This window comes from Arcicella sp. GW822-FHT02H01, assembly GCF_058802005.1.
In genome coordinates, this window is the sequence record NZ_JBXANT010000001.1 from 2973461 (window position 1) to 2999796 (window position 26336).

Annotated in this window: 17 protein-coding genes; 9 read left to right on the forward strand and 8 right to left on the reverse strand. The window is 36.1% G+C overall.

Annotated features, from left to right (window positions below; translation table 11 throughout):
* Positions 1-28 precede the first annotated feature (28 nt).
* The gene (gene hpt, locus AC1RNE_RS12640) at positions 29-568 is read right to left on the reverse strand and encodes a hypoxanthine phosphoribosyltransferase (protein WP_492801306.1); all 540 of its coding nucleotides are present in this window, start codon (positions 566-568) and stop codon (positions 29-31) included.
* Between the two features lie 191 nt (positions 569-759).
* Between hpt and AC1RNE_RS12645 the strand changes: the two genes are divergently transcribed.
* From AC1RNE_RS12645 to AC1RNE_RS12655, 3 genes are all read left to right on the forward strand, one after another.
* Positions 760-1998, forward strand: coding sequence for a tetratricopeptide repeat protein (locus tag AC1RNE_RS12645; protein WP_492801307.1), 1239 nt, complete (start codon positions 760-762; stop codon positions 1996-1998).
* Positions 1999-2209: 211 nt separating this feature from the next.
* On the forward strand, positions 2210-5146 hold the full coding sequence (locus AC1RNE_RS12650; protein WP_492801308.1) for a DEAD/DEAH box helicase: 2937 nt from the start codon (positions 2210-2212) through the stop codon (positions 5144-5146).
* A 28-nt stretch (positions 5147-5174) separates the two neighbouring features.
* Positions 5175-5765, forward strand: coding sequence for a Uma2 family endonuclease (locus AC1RNE_RS12655; protein ID WP_492801309.1), 591 nt, complete (start codon positions 5175-5177; stop codon positions 5763-5765).
* Positions 5766-5823: 58 nt separating this feature from the next.
* On the opposite strand, the gene AC1RNE_RS12660 is transcribed toward AC1RNE_RS12655, so the two are convergent.
* The 4 genes from AC1RNE_RS12660 to gldB all read right to left on the reverse strand — a co-directional run bounded on the left by AC1RNE_RS12660 (position 5824) and on the right by gldB (position 12942).
* Entirely contained in the window at positions 5824-9024 is a 3201-nt protein-coding gene (locus tag AC1RNE_RS12660; protein ID WP_492801310.1) for a S41 family peptidase, read from the reverse strand.
* Between the two features lie 407 nt (positions 9025-9431).
* Positions 9432-9857 carry a Fur family transcriptional regulator gene (locus tag AC1RNE_RS12665; RefSeq protein ID WP_492801311.1) on the reverse strand — a complete coding sequence of 142 codons (426 nt, stop codon included), beginning with the start codon at positions 9855-9857 and terminating at the stop codon, positions 9432-9434.
* Positions 9854-11782, reverse strand: coding sequence for an ABC transporter ATP-binding protein (locus tag AC1RNE_RS12670; protein ID WP_492801312.1), 1929 nt, complete (start codon positions 11780-11782; stop codon positions 9854-9856). Before AC1RNE_RS12670 ends, AC1RNE_RS12665 begins: the two co-directional genes overlap by 4 nt.
* 125 nt (positions 11783-11907) lie before the next feature.
* The gene (gldB, locus tag AC1RNE_RS12675; protein ID WP_492801313.1) at positions 11908-12942 is read right to left on the reverse strand and encodes a gliding motility lipoprotein GldB; all 1035 of its coding nucleotides are present in this window, start codon (positions 12940-12942) and stop codon (positions 11908-11910) included.
* 74 nt (positions 12943-13016) lie between these two features.
* Between gldB and AC1RNE_RS12680 the strand changes: the two genes are divergently transcribed.
* Positions 13017-13781: an outer membrane beta-barrel protein gene (locus tag AC1RNE_RS12680; protein ID WP_492801314.1), complete on the forward strand. Its 765-nt coding sequence runs from the start codon at positions 13017-13019 to the stop codon at positions 13779-13781.
* On the opposite strand, the gene AC1RNE_RS12685 is transcribed toward AC1RNE_RS12680, so the two are convergent.
* Entirely contained in the window at positions 13778-14266 is a 489-nt protein-coding gene (locus tag AC1RNE_RS12685) for a SixA phosphatase family protein (RefSeq protein WP_492801315.1), read from the reverse strand. The two genes, AC1RNE_RS12680 and AC1RNE_RS12685, sit on opposite strands and share 4 nt — an antisense overlap.
* A 160-nt stretch (positions 14267-14426) precedes the next feature.
* Positions 14427-16202 carry a signal peptide peptidase SppA gene (sppA, locus tag AC1RNE_RS12690; protein WP_492801316.1) on the reverse strand — a complete coding sequence of 592 codons (1776 nt, stop codon included), beginning with the start codon at positions 16200-16202 and terminating at the stop codon, positions 14427-14429.
* A gap of 221 nt (positions 16203-16423) precedes the next feature.
* Here sppA and AC1RNE_RS12695 point away from each other — a divergent pair, with 221 nt between their 5' ends.
* The gene (locus AC1RNE_RS12695) at positions 16424-18304 is read left to right on the forward strand and encodes an ABC-F family ATP-binding cassette domain-containing protein (protein ID WP_492801317.1); all 1881 of its coding nucleotides are present in this window, start codon (positions 16424-16426) and stop codon (positions 18302-18304) included.
* A 348-nt stretch (positions 18305-18652) separates the two neighbouring features.
* Here AC1RNE_RS12695 and AC1RNE_RS12700 read toward each other — a convergent pair whose 3' ends face one another.
* On the reverse strand, positions 18653-20869 hold the full coding sequence (locus tag AC1RNE_RS12700; RefSeq protein ID WP_492801318.1) for an alpha-galactosidase: 2217 nt from the start codon (positions 20867-20869) through the stop codon (positions 18653-18655).
* Between the two features lie 143 nt (positions 20870-21012).
* Between AC1RNE_RS12700 and AC1RNE_RS12705 the strand changes: the two genes are divergently transcribed.
* From AC1RNE_RS12705 to AC1RNE_RS12720, 4 genes are all read left to right on the forward strand, one after another.
* Complete coding sequence (locus AC1RNE_RS12705) at positions 21013-22362, forward strand: glycoside hydrolase family 88/105 protein (RefSeq protein ID WP_492801319.1); 1350 nt, start codon at positions 21013-21015, stop codon at positions 22360-22362.
* Positions 22363-22518: 156 nt separating this feature from the next.
* A complete protein-coding gene (locus AC1RNE_RS12710; protein ID WP_492801320.1) occupies positions 22519-23247 on the forward strand; it encodes an SIMPL domain-containing protein in 729 nt (242 codons plus the stop codon).
* Positions 23248-23472: 225 nt separating this feature from the next.
* Positions 23473-24729 (forward strand): metal-dependent hydrolase family protein, encoded by a 1257-nt coding sequence (locus tag AC1RNE_RS12715; RefSeq protein ID WP_492801321.1) that lies wholly within the window; start codon positions 23473-23475, stop codon positions 24727-24729.
* Positions 24730-24823: 94 nt separating this feature from the next.
* Positions 24824-26296, forward strand: coding sequence for a DUF4301 family protein (locus tag AC1RNE_RS12720; RefSeq protein ID WP_492801322.1), 1473 nt, complete (start codon positions 24824-24826; stop codon positions 26294-26296).
* Positions 26297-26336 lie beyond the last annotated feature (40 nt).

A 26336-nucleotide genomic window follows, 5' to 3' on the forward strand; every position in this document is an offset into this window, starting at 1 on the left:
CTCGCTAGTGATAGAGAAAGGATATTACTTATTCACATAAAACATACAAATCTGCCAGATTTCTTCCTAATCCGTCATAATCTAAGCCATAGCCCAATACAAATTTATTTTCTAAATCAAACCCAACGTATTGTACATCAATAGGCTCTTTTAACGCTTCTGGTTTTTGGAAAAGCGTAGCTATTGACAAAGAACTCGGATTTTGAGCCAATAATTGCTTTTTAATTTCAATCATCGTTAGCCCAGTATCTATAATATCTTCAATAATAATAATATCTCGGTTTTCAATATTTTCAGATAAGCCCAAAATCTCATGTACTTTCCCTGTAGAAGTAGTTGCTTGATAAGACGACACTCGCAAGAAAGTGATTTCGCAACTCACCGAAATAGATTTCATCAGTTCAGCAGCGAACATAAATGAACCATTCAGAATAGCTAAAAACAAAGGTTTTTTCCCTGTGTAGTCTTGGTTGATTTCAGTGGCAAGGGCATTGATGCGCTGTTCTAAAATGCTTTGTTCGATAAATACTTCAAAATGTTTATCGTGTACTTGTATCGTGGATTTCATAAATGCTTGATTTCTAATTTGTAAAAATACGCTAATCTATAGAGCTCACCAAATCGTTAGAAAGCAAGTACCTCTCCTTATAAATAGAATATCTGTATCAATGACACTTTTTAATAATGCTTTTCGTTGTATCATTCGTTAGAGCAATACTTAAAATTTCCTTAAATTTACATCCAGAAAAGACAATCACCATGAAAAAAGTATTTGATTTATCGACTTATATAAAAGTATTCCTCTTGTGCAGTTTGTTGGTTTCACAACAGCAAATAGCCAACGCACAATGGTGGAAAGATACAGAGAAAGCAGAACAAGAGCGTTCTAAAGGAATGCTTTTGCTTACAGCAGAAGTACAGATTGAGGCTACGCAGGCTATCAATCACATGTATAATTTCAAGTTTTATGAAGCCGAACGCGAGTTTAATTATTTAAAAGTAAAATATCCTGATCATCCCCTTCCTGAATTTTTATTGGGATTGATGGAGTGGTGGAAAATTGTACCTAATACTGAAAATGTCATTTACGATGAGCGATGTATAGAATACATGGATAAAAGCATTGAAAAGGCTGAAAAAATATGGGATGATTCTGAAAATCCGGAGGCGGCTTTCTTTATGGCAGCAGCTTATGCTTTTAAAGGTCGTTTGCATTCTGAAAGAAAACATTGGACGAAGGCTACTTTTGCCGCAAAAAATGCGCTAAAATATCTCGATAAGTCAAGAAGTTTCTCAGATTTTAGCCCAGAATTGATGTTTGGTGATGGTCTTTATAATTATTACTTCCATTATGTAAAAGACAACTATGCGATGCTTCGTCCAGTACTTTGGTTGTTTCCTAAAGGAGATAAACCAAAAGGAATCAGTCAGTTAGAAAAAGTAAGTTATAATGCTTTTTATACGCGCACAGAGGCACGCTACTTTTTATTACAGATTTATGGATTAGAAAACATGAATGAAAAAGCATTGAACTTGTCGAAATACACGTATGAGACCTACCCTGACAATCCGTTCTTTCAACGATTTTATGCTAGGAGTGCCTTTGTTGCTGGTCGTGTTTCTGAGGCTAAAACCATTGCCAAAAGTATTTTACAAAAAATAGACGAGCATTATCCTGGTTATGAAGGCGTGAGTGGTAGATATGCTGCTTATATTCTGGGTTATTATGCAATGAATTATGATAGAGACAACAAAGAAGCAAAGACATATTTTCAAAAAACAATTGACTTTGCTAAACAAACGGGGTCTAATAATTCAGGTTATTATTGGTCATCGATGATAGCCCTAGGAAAAATAGCTTCGCAAGACCAAGATTATGATACTGCCATAGAGTATTACAAACAGGTAATAGATGATTCTGAGCGAAAATCTTCCCAAAGGGAAGAAGCAAAAAAATTACTAACCGAAGCAAAAAAGGCACGAAGGAAGAAAAAATAATGATAATTTAAAAAAGTCGCTTTATCCTATAAAGCGACTTTTTTATTGCCAACCCTTAAATTTGTGATTAATTATTTGGTGAAAACCATCAAGTTTAGCTATATTTAGGATTCATTATCTTAAAAAATAATGACCTCTTTGCTTTATTGAACAACTTTTTAGTTAACTAAAACCTCTACTTGGTCAAAACATTGAATTTGACTAATCTATCATGAAAGTTTCTACTTCTCAGCCGTTTCAGATTATTTATTCGATACTCAATCACGAGTACCTCGGCTATCTCTTTGAGGCCTTTGTCGTTCAATTGGATGACAAACAAGAATTGACTTTGCTCAACCAAAACGTTTCGATAAAAAACATCAATGAGTTTGCCCATGACTTAGACGAAAACGATTTACAATTAGTAAAGCTCATTGATTACCTTCAATCAGAAAATATTTATAAAAAATTCGTAGGCTCAAAAAAAAGAACAGTCGTTGACTTTTTCTTGAAAGTGTATGACCAACAAAAAGGAGAGAAGGCTTTACAAGAAATTATCGCTACTTATGTAGAAAAAATAAAAGCAGAAATGTTGCCTTTACTGCTAGGTAAACAATTGTTTATCATGGGAGGGGATGGTAATCCCATCTGGCAAAAAGTAGAGGTGTTGCCTGAAAAAGCAACGGTATTTTTTCATTTTATGCGTAATGAAGAAAATACACATTACTATCCTACGATTAAATATGAAGGGGAAAAAATAGATTTTCAATATAAGAATGCCTACATCGTTTGTGACGAACCCGCATGGATGATTCTTGAAAATAAGCTTTATCATTTTGCCAAAGAAGTAGATGGCAAAAAGCTAAGACCTTTTTTAAAGAAGAAATTTATTGTCATACCCAAGACCATTGAGGAAGATTATTACCGCAAATTCGTTACATCCATCATCAGTATGTTTGATGTTCGACCTAAGGGTTTTAAAATTTTGAACGAAAAATATGCCGTTATTCCTATTTTGAACCTTGCCGAGCAAAAGAGTCATCAAACAGTGTTGGTTGAAGCGAATGATGTGGATGTTCAGAAAGAAGAAGATGTTACGTTAGCCATTAGTCTGTCTTTTCAATACGGAAAATTCACTTTTAAGTTCGATAGTTTTTCTACCGAAGTAAATGTGAGCATGGAAAAAAATGGAGACGATTATGTCTTTCATAAAGTAGAAAGAAATTTGACGTTTGAGAAAGCTACCTTAGCAAAACTTGAAGCATTGGGCTTAGAATTGAAAAACGGGCGGATGATTCTTCCTAAAAGTGATGCATTGGCACTCATTCAGAAAAATTATGCTGAACTAACAGAAACAGGTTTCACCATAGAACAAAGTGTAGAAGAGGATGCCAAAAAATATTTCTTAGGGTATTCAAATATTGAAGTAAATATTACCGAAGGCAACGATTGGTTCGATATTCATGCGATTGTACATTTTGGTGATTTTGAAATTCCTTTTCTGAAACTTAGAAATTTGATTTTACAGAAAAAGAGGGAATTTACGTTACCAAACGGCGAAATCGCCGTGATTCCAGAAACTTGGTTTACACAATATTCTGAGCTTTTTGCTTTTATTGAACATCATTCAGAACGAGATGGCTTTATCTTGAATAAACACCATCTTTCATTGGTGCAAGATTTACAAAGTGAATCATTAGCATCGGCAGTATTGAGTAGAAAGCTGGAGAAACTGAGAGATTTTGAAGAAATGCAAACTTATCAGTTACCCAAAGGATTTACGGGGAGTTTGCGTCCTTATCAAAAAGCAGGATACGATTGGATGCGCTTTCTAAATGATTATCATTTTGGCGGATGTTTGGCGGATGATATGGGCTTGGGTAAAACCGTTCAAACCCTTACCTTGTTGCAATCACAAAAAGAACAGAAGAATAATCAGCCAAGTTTGTTGATTTTGCCTACTTCCTTGATTTATAACTGGGAGATGGAAGCACGAAAATTTACGCCAGAACTTAGAATACTGACTTATACAGGCACTTATCGCGATAAAAATATTGAAGTGTTTGATAATTATGATGTAGTCCTTACCACTTATGGCATCATCAGAATTGATATTGATTTACTGAAAAACTATCGATTTAATTATGTGATTTTGGATGAATCGCAAGCCATTAAAAATCCATCTTCTTATATCACTAAAGCCGTAATGCAATTGAATTCTCGGAATCGATTAGTATTAACGGGAACGCCTTTAGAGAATAGTACAATGGATTTATGGTCGCAGATGACCTTTATTAATCCGGGGTTATTAGGTTCACAGCATTTTTTTAGGAATGAATTTCAAGTGCCGATTGAAAAAAAGGGGGACGATGTGAAAATGCAAAGGCTTTATTCTATTATCAAGCCTTTTATGTTGAGAAGACATAAGTCGCAAGTAGCCACCGAACTACCCCCTAAAATTGAAAGTATCCATTATGCTCAGATGACAGAGCAACAACAAAAGGAATATGAAGAAGCAAAGTCGTATTTCAGGAACTTAATTTTAGAGCATATCGAAGAAGCAGGCATGGCAATGTCACAAATGGTAGTGTTACAAGGCCTTACAAAATTACGTCAATTAGCCAATCATCCAAGAATGACCGAACCTGATTATCAAGGAGATTCTGGTAAGTTGGAAGATGTAATGGAAAAACTAGACACAATTCTAGAAGAAGGACATAAAGTATTGATTTTTAGTCAATTTGTGAAGCATCTCGACCTTTTCAAAGAACGCCTTGACCAAGAATCACGAACGTATGCGTATTTAGATGGCAGTACACATGACCGACAAGCACAGGTAGAGAAGTTTCAGAATAACGAGGACATACAGATTTTTTTAATTTCTTTGAAAGCAGGAGGGCTAGGATTAAACCTTACTGCGGCTGACTATGTATTTATTTTAGACCCTTGGTGGAATCCTGCTATTGAAGCTCAGGCTATAGATAGGGCGCATAGAATAGGGCAAGTAAATACCGTTTTTACCTATAAGTTTATTACTAAAAATACTGTTGAAGAAAAAATATTAGCATTACAGCAAAGCAAACAACGCCTAGCGAATGAATTGATTACAACGGAAGAAAGTTTTGTAAAATCCTTGACAAAGGATGATGTATTGGCTTTATTGGAGTAGATAAGTAGAACTTTTAATATAATATAAAATGATAACGTCATTAAATGATATTGATTTAAATGGGCATTATACTTATGCAGACTATGTTAAATGGCAGTTAGATGACTATATAGAGCTGATTAAAGGAAAGATATTCAAGATGTCACCAGCTCCTCTAAGTCAGCACCAAGTATTGGTTCATCGGTTGGATGTTGAGCTAGGATATTATCTCAAAAAGAAGACTTGTCAGGTCTTCCCCGCTCCATTTGATGTACGTCTTACTACCAATAATCTTCTTTCAGATGAACAAATTACGACAGTCGTTCAACCTGATTTATGTATCATTTGCGACCCATCAAAAATTGATAGAAGAGGTTGTATTGGTTCGCCAGATTTAATTATTGAAATTATTTCAAGCTCGACAGCTAAAAGAGATTTAGATGATAAGTTCCATTTATATGAAGAGTCTGGTGTAAAAGAATATTGGGTTGTTTTCCCTGATGAGCAAGTCATAAGTGTTTATCTGCTCAATGAAACTATTTCTGAATATCAACTATTGAAGCATTACGAAAAAGGAGAAAAGTTAAAGGTTAATATTTTAGAAGATTTAACAATAGACTTGAATGATATTTTTGATTAATAAAAAAGCCGTAATCAACAATTTGTTGATTACGGCTTTTTATTTTTACTAAATAATTTTACTTTTTAGCATCAATATCCTTTAATAGTGTTTCCACTGCTACTTTCAATTGTTCGTCAGTTCCTTTAGCTATCCAGTCTGGTGTATTTTCAACGATAACATCAGGAATGGCTGCGCCTAATTCTTGGTTTTTATCAGTTGTTTTTGTGTACCACCCTCTTCCCGGCAATCTAACAAACGAACCATCCATTAATGATTTTCCTCCTGTTGAAATTACCGAACCATTTGTTGGTAAGCCTACCAATTTACCTATTCCCAAAGATTTGTATGCGTGCGAGAAAATCTCAGCATTAGAATAACTTCCTTCATTACAAAGAGCAATTGATGGCTTCGTCCAAGCAGCATATACTAAGCGCTCACCTATTGGATAATAGTCTCTGAATTTTTTCTTGTCTTTCTCTAAATCAGCACTTGCTCCTCTTGGAATTGTATAAGCATGTTGTTTATAATTTAAAATAGTCATTAAATAATCCGTTGTCGACCCTCCACCATTATAACGAACATCAATCAAAATACCTTCTTTGCCATAACCAGCAGCAGTAAATTCTCTTTCTACTACTTCAAAACTAGGGAAATCCATGCTTTTGATATGGATATAACCTAGACGACCATTAGAGAATTTTTCTACTAATTTCTTTCTGCCTTCAACCCATTCATTGTATAAGTTATCACTGATGCTTTGTGTAAGACGTACTACTACTTCTCTACTTTTACCTGCGGCATCAACTACACTGACGATTACTTTTTCGTTCACTAATCCATTTAACAAACTATAAAAGTTTTCGTTTTCACTAACTTGTTGTCCGTTGATAGCAGTAATGGTTTCGCCTTCATTGATAACACTCTTAATTTTTGTGACAGGTGTTTCTGGTACAACATGGTTTACTTTCATACCAGTTGGCGTTGGAATAAGTTCTGTTCCTAACAATCCTGTCAATTCTCTCTGCGTTTCAGCGCGGTCTGGTGCAGTTAAGCCCATGTGGCTAGAATTTAACTCACCTAATAGTAAATTAAACATATCTCTGAAATCATTAGAGGTACTAGCATTTATACAACGCTCTTTGTATTTATCGTGCAATTGTACCCAGTTGTTCCCGTGGAACTTAGGGTCATAAAAACCATCACGAATGGTTCTCCAAGCTTCTTCAAATACCTGTGTGCGTTCTGCCAAATAGTCTATTTTCATTTTGGCAACAAATGGCATAGGTTCAGAAACACCCGTTTTTACATCAACGCGAGATAAACTACCTCCCATTTTCGTATAGTAGATATATTTACCTTCCTTATCTAATGTTAGATTATTAGGGTTACTTCCGCCTTTCGTAATTTCTTTTAATTCTTTACCATCCCATTTAACACTGTATAAATCTCTGCCTTTTGCCGTGCTAGTTGAAGTCGTATAAAAGAATGTTTCACCATCTTTTGAAATCACAAAATCGTTTTCATCACCAGGGAAACTAGTTACTTGCACTACTCTTTCATGGATATTATCAAAATCAATCACAATTGGTTTTATGCCTTTTTTCTCTGGTTTAGCATCAGGAGCAGGCGTTTCTTTTTCTTGCCAGTCTTGTGTTTCTTTTTCCCAATCTTCTTTTTTCAACCATACAAACCAAACGTCAGCACTACGACCAGCACTTCTTTCTGAAACAAAACCTAATTTAGAACCATCGGCACTCCAGAATGGGTTACTATCGCCACGTGGGTGCATGGTAACATTAACAGGTTTGCTTGAATTATCAGCCGTTCTGATATATACTTCTTGGTTATAATATAAATCTGATTGACTATAAGCGATGTATTTGCTATCAGGGCTCCAAGCGATATCTGAAGGGTTGTTCCAACCTTCTGATAAGATTTTTTCGTTCGTTAGTTTTCCATCAGCGCTAATATCAGCAACGATAAAGTTGCCTCTGCCTCTTACATAAGCAATCTTTTTATTATCTGGTGAAACTGTAGGAGAAGTCTCATCTTCTGGCGTTTTAGTAAGTTGTACTATTTGATGTTTCAACGATTTGAAAATATTACGTTCAGCACCATCAGCAGAATTTACTAGATATAAATCAAAATTACCATTGTTACGGTCGCTAGTAAACAACAGAGTTGAGTCATTCAACCAAGCTGGAGAAACGTCACGGAAAGCATGTTTAGAAACGTTAATGCTTTTTGTTTTTTCCTTGTCAGCTTCCTTGATGAAAATTTCTCCACGAATGCTATAAGCAAGTAATTTACCGTTCGGAGAAACCTTGTAATTGTCTAATCCTGTAGGAAATGTTTTTTGCTCAGCAGCATCAAAACGTTCATCTGCATTGATGGTTACATTAATTTTATCAACGGCTCCATTCGCAACTTTGTAGGTGAAAAGTGCCATTTCTTTTTCAAATACGATCGTATTGCCATCATTTGAAATACTAAAATGACGAATAGATTCATCTTTAAATTGCGTCAATTTTTTAGGAGCACCTACTGCCTTACCTTCGTCCGAAATTTTGATTTGGTATAAGTTATACGCTCCGTCAACGCTACTTAAAAAGTAAAGTAAGCCGTTTTTGCCCCATTGAGGAATGATATCGTTGGTTTCAAAAAGGGTTATTTTATTATAGCTTTTGTTTTTGATATTATACATCCAAATATCTCTGTTCGAGCTACCATTATAAGCCTGACGAGCCACAGGGTTAATATCTCCACGCACCAAGGCTATTAATTTGCCATCTGGTGAAAGCACAGGGTCGAAACCTACGGCATCTAATAAACGAGATTCTGTTCCTCCTTTTGGACTAATTGTATAAACTTCTTGAGGTCGCTCAATTTGTTTGAACTCACGGCTTGTCGAGAACAATATTTTATCGCTCTGCGTCCAGCTAGCTACTACATCTTGACTTGAGTGAAAAGTCAAACGTTTAGGCAAGCCCCCTGTTACAGGCATTACAAAAATATCGTTGTTGCCAAAGCGTGTTCCCGAAAAAGCAATTTGCTTGCCATCTGGACTAAAAATAGGATTACCCTCGTAGGCCTCATGAATGGTAAGCCTTGTTGCATTTCCACCTGAGCTTGGTACAGTCCAGATGTCTCCTTGATATGAGAATGATACTACCGAACCATCGTTATTGATACTTGGTTGGCGAAGTAACAGAGGGCTTTGAGCCATAGTACTTCCTGCGGAAAGTAATGAAAAAAGTAATAAGAAATGTTTTTTCATGAATTCGTAATGATTTGATGAAGATTTAAACCACAAATAAGTAATAATTTGCCAAATTAATAAATTATCAAAAGAATATTCGCCCAACAGCCCTTTTTCTGCGATGTTTGCTGGGAGACCTGTTATGGACTTTAGGATTAGAAGACTTTAGGACTAAAAGATTAGTAGATGGTGAATGAATTCTGTTATTCGTTTATAATATATCATAAAAATAGGCTATCCATTTCTGAATAGCCTAATAGTTCTGTCTAAGAAAAACTTACTTTCAACTCCATTACTCCAGACAAATATCTAGTGTTTTCTAACCTAAAATCTAGTATCCTCTAGTCTAAATATCTAGTGTCTTCTAGTCTAATATCTAGCGTCCTCTAGTCCTTAAGTCTCAACATCCTCAAGTCTACAAAAATCTATCGATTACAAACCTTACAAACCCCTTGTACTAACAAATTAGTCTCAACACGTTTATATCCTTCGGGCAGGATAAAATTAGGAATCACCACATGGTCTAAACACGTTGTTAAGCCACAAGTAGTACATTTAAAATGCACATGGTCGTGGTGATGAGTATGGTCTTCTGAATGACAATTATCTTTACAAAGTGCATACTTGATACTACCCTCATCGTCCAGTACTTTATGAATTAATCCCTTATCTACAAATGTTTTTAAGGTTCTATATACCGTTACTCTATCAAATTGTTCAGTTAACTGCGATTCCACATCCGCATGAGCCAAAGCGTGTTCTTTGCTCATAAAAACATCTAAAATACCTTCACGACAGTCTGTTTGGCGAAGGTTATATGATTTTAATGTATCTTTTATTGCTGGTTTCATTCTATTATCATTGCATTTTCAAACTGCAACTTCACTAAGTTAGCATAAATTCCTTCATCAATCAATACCAATTCGTCATGCGTTCCTTTTTCGGCTACTTCACCATCTTTCAATACATAAATTGTATCTACATTACGAATAGTTGCCAAGCGATGGGCAATAATTACGGTAGTACGGTTTTGCATCAAGCGGTCTAGTGCATCTTGTACCAATCTTTCAGACTCTGAATCTAGTGCACTTGTTGCTTCGTCTAACACCAAAATAGCAGGGTCTTTTAAAATAGCACGAGCGATAGCAATACGCTGACGTTGCCCACCCGAAAGTTTTACGCCACGTTCACCTACAATCGTTTTAAAGCCCTCAGGAAATGAATTGATAAAATCTAAAGCATTGGCTTTTCTGGCCGCTTCAATGACCAATTCCTCCGTTGCTTCTGGATTACCATAAGCAATATTTTCATAAATTGTTCCACCAAAAAGCATTACTTCTTGTGGTACAATGGCTATATTCTTTCTTAATTCTGTAATATCAAAAGTGTTAATGTTTTTACCGTCTACCAAAACCTCTCCTTTCGCAAGATGATAATAACGCATTAACAATTGTACAATGGTTGATTTTCCTGCCCCCGAATGACCAACTAAAGCTATTTTTTCGCCAGATTTTACAGATAAAGAAATATTCTTCAGCACTTTCATGTCTGGGCGAGAAGGATAATTAAACGCAACATTTTTATATTGGATTTTAGGAATAGCAACCTCATCATTTGCCTTCGCTAGTATTGGTGCAACGGCTGCTTTTGGAGCATTTATGTCAACAATTTTTACTTCCGATTCTTCATCTAAAATTTCTAAAATACGTTCAGAAGCACCTACTGTTTTCTGAATCTGCGCATACATATCACCTAAACCACCCACAGAACCACCGATAAAACCTGTGTAAATGATAAAAGTGAAAAGGTCTTTGAAAGATAATTCGCCTTGCAATACCAAATTACCACCATACCATACTACGCCTACTACGCCCCCAAACAATACAAAAATGATGAACGAAATAAAGCCTCCTCTGAAAGTGGCAGCCTTTAAGGCATAATCTACTACTTTTTGAACAGATAATCCGTAGCGATGTGCTTCTAGACTTTCATTCGTAAAAGCTTTTACAACATTGATAGACTGTAACGTTTCTTCAACAATGATGTTAGTAGCGGCTAGTTCGTCTTGTACCTTTTTAGAGTTTTTACGAATAAATCTCCCAAAAACAATGGCTGCAATTACCAAGAATGGGAAAGTAAGCAACATAAAAAGTGTTAGCTTGCTCGATAAGTAAGAGATTAATACAATACCGCCCACTAAAGTAAACACTTGACGAAAAAGCTCTGCTAACGTTATAGAAAGGATGTCTTGTAACTGACCAATGTCTGTTGTAATTCTACTCATTAATTCCCCCACACGATTTTTTTCAAAAAATGGCACTGGTAACGTAATGATTTTACTATATAGGGCATTGCGTAAATCACGCATTGATTGTTCAGAAACCCTTGTGAACGTATATACCCTAAAAAATGAGAATATCGCTTGTAGAATAAGTAATCCAACAAAAATAAGGGTTACTTCATTTAACGTAAATCTTGGTGCTTCATGAAAAACGCGTTGTAGTTTATCCGTCATCATACCACTACTTATTCCCGAACCTGAGTCTGGCATTTGTTGTGGCGAAACTATTGATCCTACCATCTGACCCATTAATAAAGGGATACTCATCGTAGTAATCTGTGAGAGAATCAGAAAGATGAAGCCTATTAAAAATGTGCCTTTATAGGGAAGGGTAAATCTAAAAATCTTGAAGGCTTTCTGAAATCCTTCCTTATTTACTTTTTTCTTGTCTTCTGGAGAAACCTCTGCTCCAAAATTGCTACTTCGCTTTGCCATTTTTTGGTTTAATTACTAAAAAGCTATTAATTTAGTTATGATTGAGTAATGGTTATTTAATTACTCCTTATATCAGCATTCGGATTGATAGCTGATATACGAATGCGGATGATTAACAGTAGAAATCATTCTTCCTCGTCTGGTAATCCTTTATAATGAGACTCTTCAAAAATCTTTTGGGCATTTTTTTCCTTCATCAATTCCTGAATCGTTAATTTATCATTTTCGTCGAAATATTTACCTACAATTCGCCAGCCTAGCCAACGACCAATTCCTCCTGGACAAGATGCTCCAATCTCAGACGTCGTAGGTCTGTCCATGATATACTTTGCCTTGATAGGGTCTTCATTGGTATACAATAATTTTTTATCAATAAAATGAGCCCAAATATCTTTCTGGAACGTATAACAGTCCGTCAATTGTGCATCTGAATAACCAATAAATAGGCTGTCAGCCTTTGAGGGCATCATCGTATGACCAAAAACATAACTTTTCCCATACCAAACCATATCTGCTAATAACGATTTTTCAGAAGGTTTGGTTGCATTGTATTTGGCAGAAAGTAAAAGCACAGCTTGTGGTACAATAGCATGAGGAGAAGCTTTCCTTAATTGATAGTCATAAATGTCAGGTAAGAATTTTCCTTTCTTTCCCATGAAATAATCTAGTCCGATAATAATTAATGAGTCCGAAATTATTAATTCTGGACTACTTAGGATATCCTGCGCAAAAAAACCTGTAAAAATTGTAATAATTTTAGGCTCTTTGAAGTCGGGATAATAATATTTCAAGTGCTGGAAAGCTTCTTTAAAATCATCTTCAAGCTCAGTATTTCCAAAAAATGCAGGTTCTTGTGATTGCTTGTAAAAGTCTTGAAAAGCCTGATTTTGGATTACTGGAAGTAACCTTTCAGCGAGTTTATCAAAGTCTTGTGGTAAAACTTGAAAGTAAGTACTCACGAAATTTTTATGGGCATTGAAGAAATTTATTAACTGATTTTTGTCTTTACACGCAAGTAAATCTTTGTCAAGTCGTTGAATAGCTACATTTACTTTTACTGAACTAACATCGGGTTCAGAAGAACTATCTTGTTCGGAAGTACAAGCAAAGACTAGGCTTGAAAAGAGGAGGATAATATAGCATTTATACTTTTGAAGCATAAGTTTTTTAGATTAATAGTTTTAAGCAGTAGTATTCGTCTAAGTTTCAAAACCATATTTAACAGTACAAAATTATGAAGAAAAACGCATTTTTAGTCCTTTTTATTCTGTTGATGATAACGAGAGGTTATGCTCAAAATTATGGATACCCTTCTGGATATGGCGGAGGGTATGGTAACGGACTATATAAATTAAAAATAGGGTTTAAATTTTCACCCACTATTACACTAAACGAAGTGGATGCATCGAAGGAATTTCGTGATTTTGATGCTTCGGGAATCAACCTAAAAATGAGTTTGGGTCCTGTGATAGATTTCTATTTTGCCGAAAAATATGCCTTTAGTACAGGGTTATGGTATAGTGTCAAAGGAGTTAGTTATGCTGTAGGAAGTAGTTTTTATGATAATGATTTGTTTGGCACGTATCCCCTCACTGCCGATGAGCATACGGGAAATAAAGCGGCTTATAACCTACAATATTTACAAGTACCCGTTACACTCAAGATTTTTAGTGATGGCGTTTTTTCAGATACACCTGTTTATTTACAATTTGGAGGTACGTTCGATTTGAAAATTGCCGAAAAACCCATTGATAGAACCTCCAATCCACTTTATCAATATAGCCAACGGGTGATGAATCAACCAGATGTTTTTAGTCTGGGAGATATCAATCTATTATTAGGATTCGGTATTGAAAAGCGCATAAATGGCGGAGACGACTCTTTTATATTTGGCATTCAATACCAAAGAGGCTTAACCGAAATTAATCATACCAAGGGTTATAGTAACATAATTACTAAAAACGGATTGATTTCGCTAGACTTAGGGTTGAAGTTTTAATACTTCTCAGCCTTGAATTCAACCAGTTTTTTGTCTTTTATTTTTACGATATACAGATTGTCATATTCGCTTTCTGGAATTATTTTTAGGTCAAAGTTGGCGCCCAAAAGTCTAACAATTTCAGGAACGGTATTTGAATGACCAATAATTAAAATGTTCTTACGAGGTTCAACTTTATCCAAGAAATGAGCATTTCTGGCACTATAGATAGTGGTATCTATTTGATTATTGATACGCAAAGAATCGCCAGTTTGTTGTACTCTGAGGTATTCAGTAGCATAAATTTTAGTAATTTTTTCATTGGCTAAACGCTTGGATAGCTTACCAGCACGTTGATGCCCCGAAGTACTTAAAGGACGAAAATGGTCATCACCTTTATAGACTAAATCCTTCTCTGCATGGCGTACCACAAAAACGGTAGAGACTTTGCTTGTACAAGCAGACAAGAAGATAACAACTGCTAAAAAAGGTATCCATTTTTTCATAAGAATAGTCAATTAGAAATATAAGTTTGGAAATCAGACATCAGCTTTTGGCTATCAGTTTTTAACAATAGCTTTTACATATTGTAATTTACCTAAAGTTAAAAACATAAAAAAGGCTTCTCAGTTTAAAACCTTAGAAGCCTTTTTTATATTTCAACATCTATTTAAATTCAATCACCTCTGGCATCAAAGTCATTAAGCCTTCACGGGCTTTCAAATCTTGAATTTGTTTTACATAAGGTGCTAATTCACCAAACTGCGCTTTCATGATTTTAGCTTGTGCTTCTTCCTCTTTTTTCTCAAAAACCTCTTCAAAGAAAGATTTTGGTTGTGGATAAAACTTCGCTTTATAGTCCCCTTCTTTCAATTTCGCTTTTTGTGCTGCAATTTTAATCGCATCTTCCAAGCCCCCTAACACATCTACTAACCCATTTTGTTTTGCTTCTATTCCCGACCAAACGTGTCCGCCTGCTAATGATTTCAATTTTTCAATCGTCATTTTTCTGCCTTTTGCTGCTTTAGAAGTAAAGGTTTCGTAGCCTGCATCTACACTTCTCTGAAACCAATCTTTCTCAAAATCAGTCATTTCACGAGTAACTGTTGGGAAATCAGAATGAGCATTCGTATTTACACGGTCGTTGGTAATGCCCAATTTGTTCTTCAAGAAGTTTTCAAAGTTGAAAAACTGAGCAAAAATCCCGATAGACCCTGTAATAGTTGTTGGTTCAGCAACGATAGTATCAGCCGCCATTGCCATGTAGTATCCTCCAGACGCTGCATAATCTGCCATTGAAGCAATTACAGGTTTTACTTTTCTAGTTAATTCTACTTCACGCCACATGACGTCAGAAGCTAGTGAAGAGCCACCAGGGCTATCAATTCTTAATACAATGGCTTTTACTTTTTTATCTTCACGAGCTTTACGAAGTTCAGCTACCCAATCATCCGAGCCAATATTTCCTTTATCTGCTTTGGCTCCGATAATCGCTCCTTCGCCTACAATTACAGCAATTTTGTTTTGAGACTCATTAAAAGGAATCGCAGATTCTGCTTTTAAGAATTTTGAAAGACCTACGAAATCAATTTTGTCTTCTGTTTCTTTTTTTAATTTCTTCTTGAAATCAGCCTCAAATTCATCGTAATAACCAACATCCGTTACCAATTTTGAAGCCAACGCACCTTTAGGTTTGTAGGCAATTAATTCATCAGCAACCTTTTTCAACGTAGCAACGTCGATGTTTCTCGATTTTGCAATTTGCTCAAAGATGTGATTGTTGATGCTATTGAGCAATAATGAGTATTGTTGCTTATTAGCATCACTCATGTTTTCACGTAGATAAGGTTCAACCGCTGATTTATATTCACCTACTCTGAAAACTACGGGCTTGATATCTAACTTATCTAAAGCACCTTTATAAAAACTTACTTCAGCGCTGATACCGTTGAAATCCATTCCACCTGCGGGATTCAAATAAATTTTATCAGACACCGAGGTAACATAATATCCTTTTTCAGTAAACGATTCGCCGTAGCTATAGATGAACTTGCCAGATTTTTTAAAATCTAATAGTGCATTGCGGATTTCTTCTAATTGAGCATAGCCTGCCTGAGGATAGTGTGCTTGTAAATAAATTCCTTTGATATGACTGTCAACAGCGGCACGTTTCAAAGCCTCTCTGATTTGAACCATCCCAATGCTTTCATTATTGTCCATGAATGCCCCACCTAAATCCTTGAAAGGATTTTCTTCGTCGCTAACATTTTCAACAATGCTATGGTTGAGGTCTAATTTTAAAACAGAATTATCTTTAAGCGTAGTTTCGTCTTTAGAAGAGCCAACTGCGGCAGCAATACCAATAATTATAAAAAGGCTAACAATAGAGAAAACTATTAATCCGACTATGGTAGCTAAAACATATTTAAGAAATTGTAACATGAGTTTTCGTTTTGGTTTTAATACTTACAACCTACAAGATTAAGAACTTTTATGCTAAGTCGTAAACCCAAAAATAAATTGACTTGTTTCCAAAAAAAAGTTTATGTGTTCAATGGAGAATTGGCTTGATAGGAGGGCGGTTTGGAAACTTACTAAACTATCCGTCACCTAATTCCCTCAACTCTCTATCCTTTTACAGCTTTAGTTCCTACCTTTGTAGTATGAATTATTTATCAGCAGAAAATATCTCGAAAAACTACAGCGAAAGGTGGTTATTTCGTAACATAAATTTTGGTATCTCGAAAGGAGATAAAGTAGCTTTAGTCGGACAAAATGGAGCAGGTAAAACTACTTTAATGAACATTCTGGCAGGATTGATTCCTTCTGACGAAGGAACTGTAAGTATCCGTAAAGGTATTTCGGTAGGATACCTTTTCCAAAATCCAGAGTTTAATGAGCAATTGAGTGTAATGGATACGCTTTTTGCGGGCGATTCTCCAGCTAACCAAGCCCTAAAAATGTATGAAAGGGCAATGGAGAATCCAGAAGATTCAGACCTTTTGTCGGACGCTTTGGAAATGATGGACAAGCACGATGCTTGGGATTATGAAAGCAGGGTAAAGCAAATCTTGGGGAAACTAGGTATCCACGATTTCGAGCGTAAAATCTCTCAACTTTCGGGTGGGCAACGTAAGCGTGTGGCTATGGCGAAAGTATTGATTGATGAGCCTGATTTGATGATTTTCGATGAGCCTACCAACCACTTGGATTTAGAAACGATAGAATGGTTGGAACAAACACTTTCTGCTCAGAATATCACCTTGTTATTGGTTACTCACGACCGTTATTTCTTAGACAGAGTGTGTAATAACATTGCTGAATTAGACAACGGAACGATTTATCCTTACCGTGGAAATTATAGTTATTTCTTAGAGAAAAAAGCTGAACGCGAAGCCTCGGAAGCGGCAAGTATTGATAAAGCGAAAAATACGTTAAGAACAGAATTAGAATGGATGCGTCGCCAGCCAAAAGCACGTGGAACAAAAGCTCAATATAGAATTGATGCTTTCCATGAGCTAAAAGAAAAAGCTTCGCAGTCTAAAGACGATTCAAAGGTTACCTTGAATGTAAAAATGTCTCGTCAAGGCAGTAAGATTCTTGAAATTGAAGGATTGAATAAAGGATTTGGCAACCAAAAGATTGTAGAAGACTTCTCTTACATTTTCCAACGTAAAGACCGTATAGGGATTATTGGTAAAAATGGTATCGGGAAATCTACTTTCTTGAACATGATTACCCAAAACCTAAAGCCAGACTCTGGTAGCATTACTACGGGCGAAACCGTGGTATATGGTTATTATACCCAAGGAGATTTAGATTTTAAACCAGGCGATAAAGTAATTGATGTAATCAAAGATATTGCGGAGGTAGTAACGGTAGGAACGGGTGAAACTATTTCTGCAAGTCAGTTTTTAACGCACTTCAAATTTGAACCGAAAGTACAATATGCAGCAGTAGATAAACTGTCGGGGGGAGAGAAAAGACGTTTGCAATTGATGAAAGTATTAATCAAGAACCCCAACTTCTTGATTCTTGATGAGCCTACCAACGACCTTGATATTCAAACGTTGAATATCTTGGAAGATTTCTTGATTGCTTTTGGGGGTTGTCTATTATTGGTTTCTCACGACCGTTACTTTATGGATAAATTGGTTGAACACCTTTTTGTATTTGAAGGCGACGGACAAATCAGAGATTTTCCCGGAAACTATACTGACTATAGAGAGTGGTTGGAAGAAAACGAAATTACTTTAGGCGAAAAACCTAAAGTGAAAAGCGAGCCAGTTTCAACGAATAATCATAAGCTAGAACCTTCTGTTCAAGTTTCAACGACGAAAAGAAAACTTTCTTTCAAAGAACAAAAAGAATACGAAGATTTAGGTAAAGCCATCGAAAAAGCAGAAAAGAAGAAAGCGGAATTAACTACAAGATTAAATAATGGTGGTAGTTATGAAGACTTAAGTGCTTGGGCAAAGGAAATTGAAGAAATCAATAATGATTTGGATGAGAAAGAATTAAGATGGTTAGAGCTTTCAGAGTAAGATAGTTTGGCTGTCGGATTTCGGACATCAGCTATCGGATAATATGAGTAATCCTGAATTTTAAAATCATCAAAAAAGCGGTCGAAAACTAATTTCGACCGCTTTTTTGATTTATTGATACAGAGTATAGTTCCGTTAGGAACACTATATCGGTAGAACAAATATCCTATTTCCCCTCCAAGCCCCATGGGGGCGAAATATTTCGCCCCCATGGGGCTTGGAGGGGAATGTTGTTTACATTTTTACTACCGATATATAGCCTCTATGAGGCTATTTTGTTAAACTTCCTATTTAAAGAAAATTCGAGATGATTCATGTTTTTTGATACAAGATTATTACTGAAAGCTTCTATTTTACCTCTGTTAGTTCTAATACTACACTTGTTCTTCTGCGTGTAATATCTGGATTGATACCTACATTCATCAAATAGTCGCCAGAGTAAAAAAGGTCTTTTGCCAAGCTAGACTTTGTATCAGGATAAATATTAATCTCCTGAACCTTATATCGTTTCTTAGGGTCTAATCCTTTTAATTTCACAGGCGTAATGCTGAATACTTGGTCGTATCTGTTAGTCGTTAAGTATGAAAACACTACCGCGTGGTCTTGTTTATCATTACTAAACATCAACGAAGCATAAGGATTCTCCCAAGGGTTTTTCAAACGATACAAATCACCATGCCAGATAACATCACTAACATTCTTATAGTTTGCCAATGCCTGTTGGCTAAACTGCAATTCTTTTTCTGAAAGCTGGCTTACTACAATATCATACCCCATTTTGCCCATCATTGCTACGTCGGTACGGTATTTAATACCTACTTTACTCCAATCTGTAATATGATTACACTGAGCGATAGCTGGATAAAAATAAGAATATTCCCACTGCAAAAATACTCTTTCAAGTGGGTCGGTATTATCACTTACCCAAAATTCAGTAAAGTACTTCAAGGCTTCGTAGTCTACTCTTCCACCTCCGCCAGAGCATAACATCATGGGCACTTTAGGATATTTAGCCCTGATTTTTTCTAATACTTTATACAATCCACGTACATATTCTACATACAAATGTGTTTGGGGAAGTCCTTTCTTTTGTAAATATTCTGAATGAGCATTGTAGGTTACGGCATTACAATCCCACTTAATAAAGGCTATTTCAGGATTTTTAGTAAATAAGTTATCAATTACACCATATACAAAATCTTGTACTTCTGGATTCGACAAGTCTAAAGGTAATTGGTTTCTAAAATATTGTTCAGGGCGTTCAGGCTCACGGATTACCCAATCACGGTGTTTTTCATACAACTCAGATTTCGGATTTACCATTTCTGGTTCTACCCAAATCCCAAATTTAATGCCTGCCTTTGTGGCTTCTTTTACTAAATATCCAATACCATTTGGGAGTTTTTTGCGGTTTTCTTGCCAATCACCCAAGCCTGCATTATCGCCATTTCTTGGATATTTGTTGGCAAACCAACCATCATCTAACAAAAACATATCTACACCTAACTTCTTCCCATCTTTGAATAATGCTGTAAGTTTAGGCTCATCAAAATCAAAATAGGTAGCTTCCCAGTTGTTTAGTAATGTTAGTCTTGAGCCTTCACCATCCAAAATCCTGTATTTTCTAGCCCAGTTGTGCATATTTCTACTGGCTTCTCCTTTACCATTATCAGAGAAAGTAAAGATGAACGAAGGAGTTTTGAAATCTTGGTTACTAGCCAAAGAATATTCCGAAGCAAAAGAATTGATACCTGCCAATAGACGAAGATTATGGTAGGTGTCTAGTTCAAAATCAATCTTGAAATTACCAGACCATGCCAATGTACCTAATAATACTTTTCCGTAGTCTTCCGTGGCAGGTTTATCGAAAGATAGCATGAAAGTAGGAGGCTGAAACAAGTTAGCTCTTGTGCCTAATTTGGAATCTAACGTTTTGATACCAGCCGTTAGCTTTGTTTCCTCAGGCTTCATTTCCTTCGCCCAACCACCATGATAATGATTTAAGTAATAATCATCCGCCATGAAATACAAATTGGCAGAAGCATACTTTTGTAAAGTAATGTTTTTAGCTTCCTGATGCTTGATAACAGACCATTGTTCGATGACATTCTCTTTGAAATAAGTCTTGTAGAAAAGCCTAACTTCTACCGCATAAACAGGGTCTTTCAGGATAATCATTGTCTGAGAAACATTATCATCAATTTTTATTACTTCATGGCTTACATATTTAAGCTCCAACGAAGTATTACCGTCAGCATGTTTTACTTGAATAGCAGGTTCTACTAAATTCCAAGTACCACTAGGCGTGTAAACGGAGTTAAAAATCCCCGAATTTTCATCACTGATTTTATATTCCTTAGAAACAACAGGATATTCTGATGCCTGAGCGAGTTTCTTGCCGAAGAAAACTGTTCCGAGACGGTTTTCTTGATCTGTTTGAAAAACCAAGGCATTCTGTGCAGTTTGAATAGGAATTGTGACCACGGGCTTCTGGGCTGAAAGACCAAAGCTGATGAGAAAAAGACCTAAAATGATATAAAACGTTTTCTGAGAGTGATTAAACATATTATTGTTTTTTTAATTATTTATGCCAAATTAACTCATTTTGTATAGTTTAATAACCAATCTTATCATGAAATGTCATTAAACTTCATTAGATTTCTGAGAGTATTGCCTTTATGCTCTCAACAACCATAATACATTCAAGCATGAAAAAAATTAAACAAAGCTCTTTTATCTTTCTGTTATGTTTAGCTACAGCTTTATCTTCTTTGGCACAGCAAAAAAAGCCTCTTCATTCAGAAATGCTTCATACCGCTCAGCCAGATTATCCTGTGGCTTATACTACGCCCAAAGTAGAGGAGGTTACGCAGTTGCTCAATAGAGTACATAAATATTTGGATGCCGTAACACCTACCAAAGTAATTAGTAATACGACTAAAAAGGAGATTACAGATTTTTCTAAAATAGACACCAGTGCCGTTGTAGAAAGAGGGACTTTTAGTTTAACTAGCTACGAATGGGGTGTTACTTACTCAGGAATGTTAGCAGCTAGCGAGGCTACTGGAGATGACCGCTTTAATGAGTATGCTCGTAAAAGAATGACTTTTCTAGCGGAGAAAGCACCTTATTTCAAAGAAGTATTAAAGCAAAATCCTAAAAGCAAAGGACTTCGTCAGGTAGTGATGCCGCATGCTTTAGACGACTGTGGTGCGGTGTGTTCAGCCATGATTAAGGCAACCACAGGGAAGGTTATCAAAACAGATTTACGTCCTTTGATTGATAATTACATGAATTATATCAGCACGAAAGAGTTTCGTTTTGCTGATGGTACGTTAGCGCGTAACCGTCCGCAAGCGAATACGCTTTGGCTAGATGATTTATTCATGGGTGTGCCTGCGTTAGCACAAATGGGTAAATTGACGGGCGATAATCGTTATTTTGATGATGCTGTTAAACAAGTTTCTCAGTTTTCGAAAAGAATGTTTAATCACCAGAAAAACGTATTTATGCACGGTTGGGTAGCTGATATGGAGACGCATCCTGAATTCCACTGGGCACGTGCCAACGGTTGGGCTGTTTTGACGATGGTGGAATTATTAGATGTTTTACCAGAGAATCATGCAGGACGTGCAGAAGTATTGACATTATTAAAAGCGCATGCAAAAGGTTTAGCTTCATACCAAACAGGAAGTGGTTTCTGGCATCAATTACTAGACCGTCCAGATTCATATCTTGAAACATCGGCAACGGCTATTTATGCATATTCGTTTGCTAGAGCCATCAACAAAGGATGGTTGGATGCTAAAGCGTATGGACCAGCTACTTTATTAGCATGGAATGCTGTAGCGACTAAAGTAAATGCAGGCGGACAAGTAGAAGGAGTTTGTGTAGGTACAGGAATGGGCTTTGACCCAGCTTTTTATTATTACCGTCCAGTAAATGTATTGGCGGCACATGGTTATGGTCCTGTGTTATTGGCGGGTGCAGAAATGTTGAAGTTAATGAAATCTGGAAAATATACTATTAACGATAGTGCTTTGCAGTACAACAAATAATAACAGTCTATTTTTATCCAAGAGCCACAAATTGAGCATCAATCTCAATCTTGTGGCTCTTTATTTTTATCTTTATGTGCAATGTTAATCTTTTGTTAATAAAATACTTTTCAAGCAAAAGGCTCGTTTCCCTGTCAAATCAAATTAAACAATCAGATGAAAAAATTAGCTAAACTATTAATGCTCGTTGTTCCTTTCGGACTAGGAGCTTTTGCAAGCACTGCACAACAAGTAATCGTAGAGAAACCTCAACCTAAAAAAATTGAAGTAACAGGAAGTGCAGAACAAGAAGTATTGCCAGATGAGATATATGTATCTGTAACCCTCAGAGAGTACTTTAAAGACAAAGACAACAAAAATAAAGTGGATATCATGACTTTAGAGAAACAACTCCAAAAGGGTATTGAAGAGGCTGGTATTGCAAAAGAAAACTTTACAGTAGGTAATATCAATGGCTATCGTGAATGGTTTGGTAAGAAAAAACCAACGATATTTTTGGAGAGTAAAAACTATGTAATTAAAGTTGCTAATCTTTATAAAATTGATGGAATCATTGCTAAAGTAGACGATAAAGGTGTTGCGTCTACCAATATTGAACGCTTTGAATATTCTAAAATAGAGCAACTAAGAAAAGAGATTAAAATAAAAGCATTGCAAGCCGCAAAGGATAAAGCGAAATACTTGCTAGAGGGAATCGGCGAGCAATTGGGAGAAGCATTAGAAATCTATGAAATAGATAACGAATATGCCCCAGCACCGATGTATTCGAATATGAGGATGAAATCAGCAAGAGTAGAGGCAGCAGACGCCATGCCTGAAAGCACTATCGATGTACAGAAGATTAAAGTGAGATATGAGATGAAGACTGTTTTTAGAATTAAATAGTTTTTCTCAAGACGCAAGATGTTAGACGAAAGACACAAGACTTTAAGGAGTAAGGTGATTGCGTCTAGGTAAACAGAAGGGACATATAATGTCTTTTGTTTAAAGTCTTGTGTCTTTCGTCTAGAGTCTTGCATCTAACATCTTATATCTAAAAAAAATCATTTTAATAGCACGATTCTCAGGAGTCGTGCTATTTTTGTTTATAAACTAACTTCTTCAGCAAACATGAAAAAACATTTACTTTACTCAATAATTCTTTTATTCTTTTGCCTACCATCTTTTGCACAACAAAATACTTATTTGCTGAAACCTTCTCGTGTTTTTGATGGAGAGGTGATTCATGAAAATTGGCAGGTACTGGTTCAAAAAGATAGAATTGTTGCAGTAGGCGAAAACCTGAGTGTTCCGTTAAATACGGAAATTGTCAACCTACCTCATACTACTTTATTGCCTGGGCTGATTGAAGGACATTCCCATTTGTTACTTCATCCCTATAACGAAACCTCTTGGGACGACCAAGTACTGAAAGAATCCCGTGCTGAACGTATCATCAGAGCGACCATTCATGCCAAAAATACCCTGATGGCGGGCTTTACTACTGTCAGAGATTTAGGTACAGAAGGTTCAGACTATGATGACGTAGGTTTGAAGCAGTCTATCGAAAAAGGTATTATCGTAGGCCCACGAATGTTAGTAGCAGGGCGAGCATTGGTCGTTACAGGTAGTTATGGACCTAAAGGCTTTCAGTCAGATGTAAATGTAATTCAAGGAGCAGAGGAGGCCGACGGGATAGATAATTTATCAAAAGCCGTGAGAACTCAAATTGGAAAAGGAGCAGATGTCATAAAAGTATATGCTGATTACCGTTGGGGACTTTTTAAAGATGCTCAGCCTACTTTTTTAGAATCAGAATTAAAATTAGTCGTTGATATAGCCAAGAGCTCGGGAAGGGATGTAGTAGCTCATGCTTCCACTGCTGAAGGAATGCGGCGAGCAATAATGGCGGGCATCAAAACAATAGAACATGGCGACGGAGCAACTGCGGAAGTATTTGCTTTAATGAAAGAAAAGGGGGTATGTTTTTGCCCGACTTTAGCCGCTGGTGATGCTACTACTCAATACAAAGGTTGGAAAAAAGGACAAGAGCCTGAGCCAACACGTATTCAGGAAAAACGCAAGAGTTTTAAATTAGCTTTAAATGCAGGTGTGAAAATCTGTATGGGTGGAGATGTAGGAGTGTTCCCACATGGAGAAAATGCCCGCGAAATGGAATTGATGGTAGAATATGGGATGAAGCCTATGGATGTTTTACAATCGGCGACCGCTGTTAATGCAGAAGTATTTAGGTTAAAAGAGCTAGGAAGAATAAAAAATGGCTATTTTGCAGATATAATAGCTGTTGAAGGGGAGCCAGAAAAGAGCATCTCTAGTATCAGGAATGTGATATTTGTGATGAAAAATGGCATTATTTATAAAAAATAATACCTAACAGGCTGGTATAATTTTTTACTTATATATTTGTAAGAAAGATAATAAGTTATTACTGCATATATTGATTACCGCAAACCAAATTACTATGTTTACTCAAAACGACCTCAATCAAATTCAAGAATTAGGCATTAACTTAGATACTGTTCAACAGCAAATTCAGGATTTCAAAGATGGATTCCCATTTATGCAGCTTCAAAAAGCGGCTACTCCTGAAAATGGTGTTATACAGCTTTCTGACGAGAAATTGGCTGAGTATGTAAGCCTTTATGAAAGTAAAGTAAAAAGCATTACGCCATTGAAATTCGTTCCTGCATCGGGTGCAGCCTCAAGGATGTTTAAATCTTTATTTGCCTTTTTGGAAGAAGGAAAATCAGATAAATCAACGAATCAGTTCTTCGAACGATTACCTGAGTTTGCATTTTATGACGATTTGCAGAAAGTTCTCCCTGAAAATGCCGACGAAAAAACCATTGCTGACTATTATTTAACAAGCAAAGGGTTAGAATATGGCTCTTTACCAAAAGGACTTTTAAAATTTCATAAATATGAAACAGGCAATAGAACAGCCATTGAAGAACATTTAGTAGAAGGTGCAAATTATGCTAGCACTGACGGCATTGTAAAGCTACATTTTACAGTTTCGCCCGAACACTTAAGTCGCTTTAAGATGCTTTTAGATAAGGTAGTACCTACTTATGAAACTACTTTTGGCGTCAGCTACGAAATTACTTTCTCTGAACAGCGTCGTTCGACAGACACCGTTGCGGTAAACCTAGACAACACACCTTTTCGTGAAAAAGATGGGTCATTATTGTTTCGTCCAGCAGGTCATGGGGCTTTATTAGCTAATTTGAATGATATTGATGCCAATATCGTGTTTATTAAAAACATTGATAATGTGGTGCCAGATCGTATCAAACAAACTACTTATGATTACAAAAAGGCCTTAGCAGGGGTATTGGTGTATTATCAAGAAAAAATATTTGATTATCAGCATCAATTAACTCAGTTTGCTTCGCAACCATTAATTATAGAATTGACTGAGTTTTTTGAAAAAGAACTGTGCGTATTACAACCATCAAATTTTACAGATTTACCTCATAATGACAAAATAGCTTATTTCCTTAAAAAGCTTAATCGTCCACTTCGTGTTTGTGGAGTTGTGAAAAATACTGGTGAGCCAGGAGGAGGTCCTTTCTGGTGTAAAAATGCTGACAGAACCACTTCTTTACAAATTGTTGAATCAGCTCAGGTTGATTTAGATGATGAAAAGCAAAAAGAAATTTTCAATAATTCAACACACTTCAATCCTGTGGATTTAATTTGTGCTTTGAAAAATAGCAAGGGTGAAAAATTCGATTTACTAAAATTCCGTGACCCTAAAACAGGTTTTGTTACCCAAAAATCTAAAGATGGTAAAGACTTGAAAGCACAAGAGTTACCAGGTCTTTGGAATGGAGCCATGGCTGACTGGAATACCATTTTTGTTGAAGTACCTTTAATTACATTCAATCCTGTAAAAACAGTGAATGATTTGTTAAGAGACGAACATCAATAAAAGAAGGAGAATGAAGTTTATAAAATCCCTTTGACTCGTA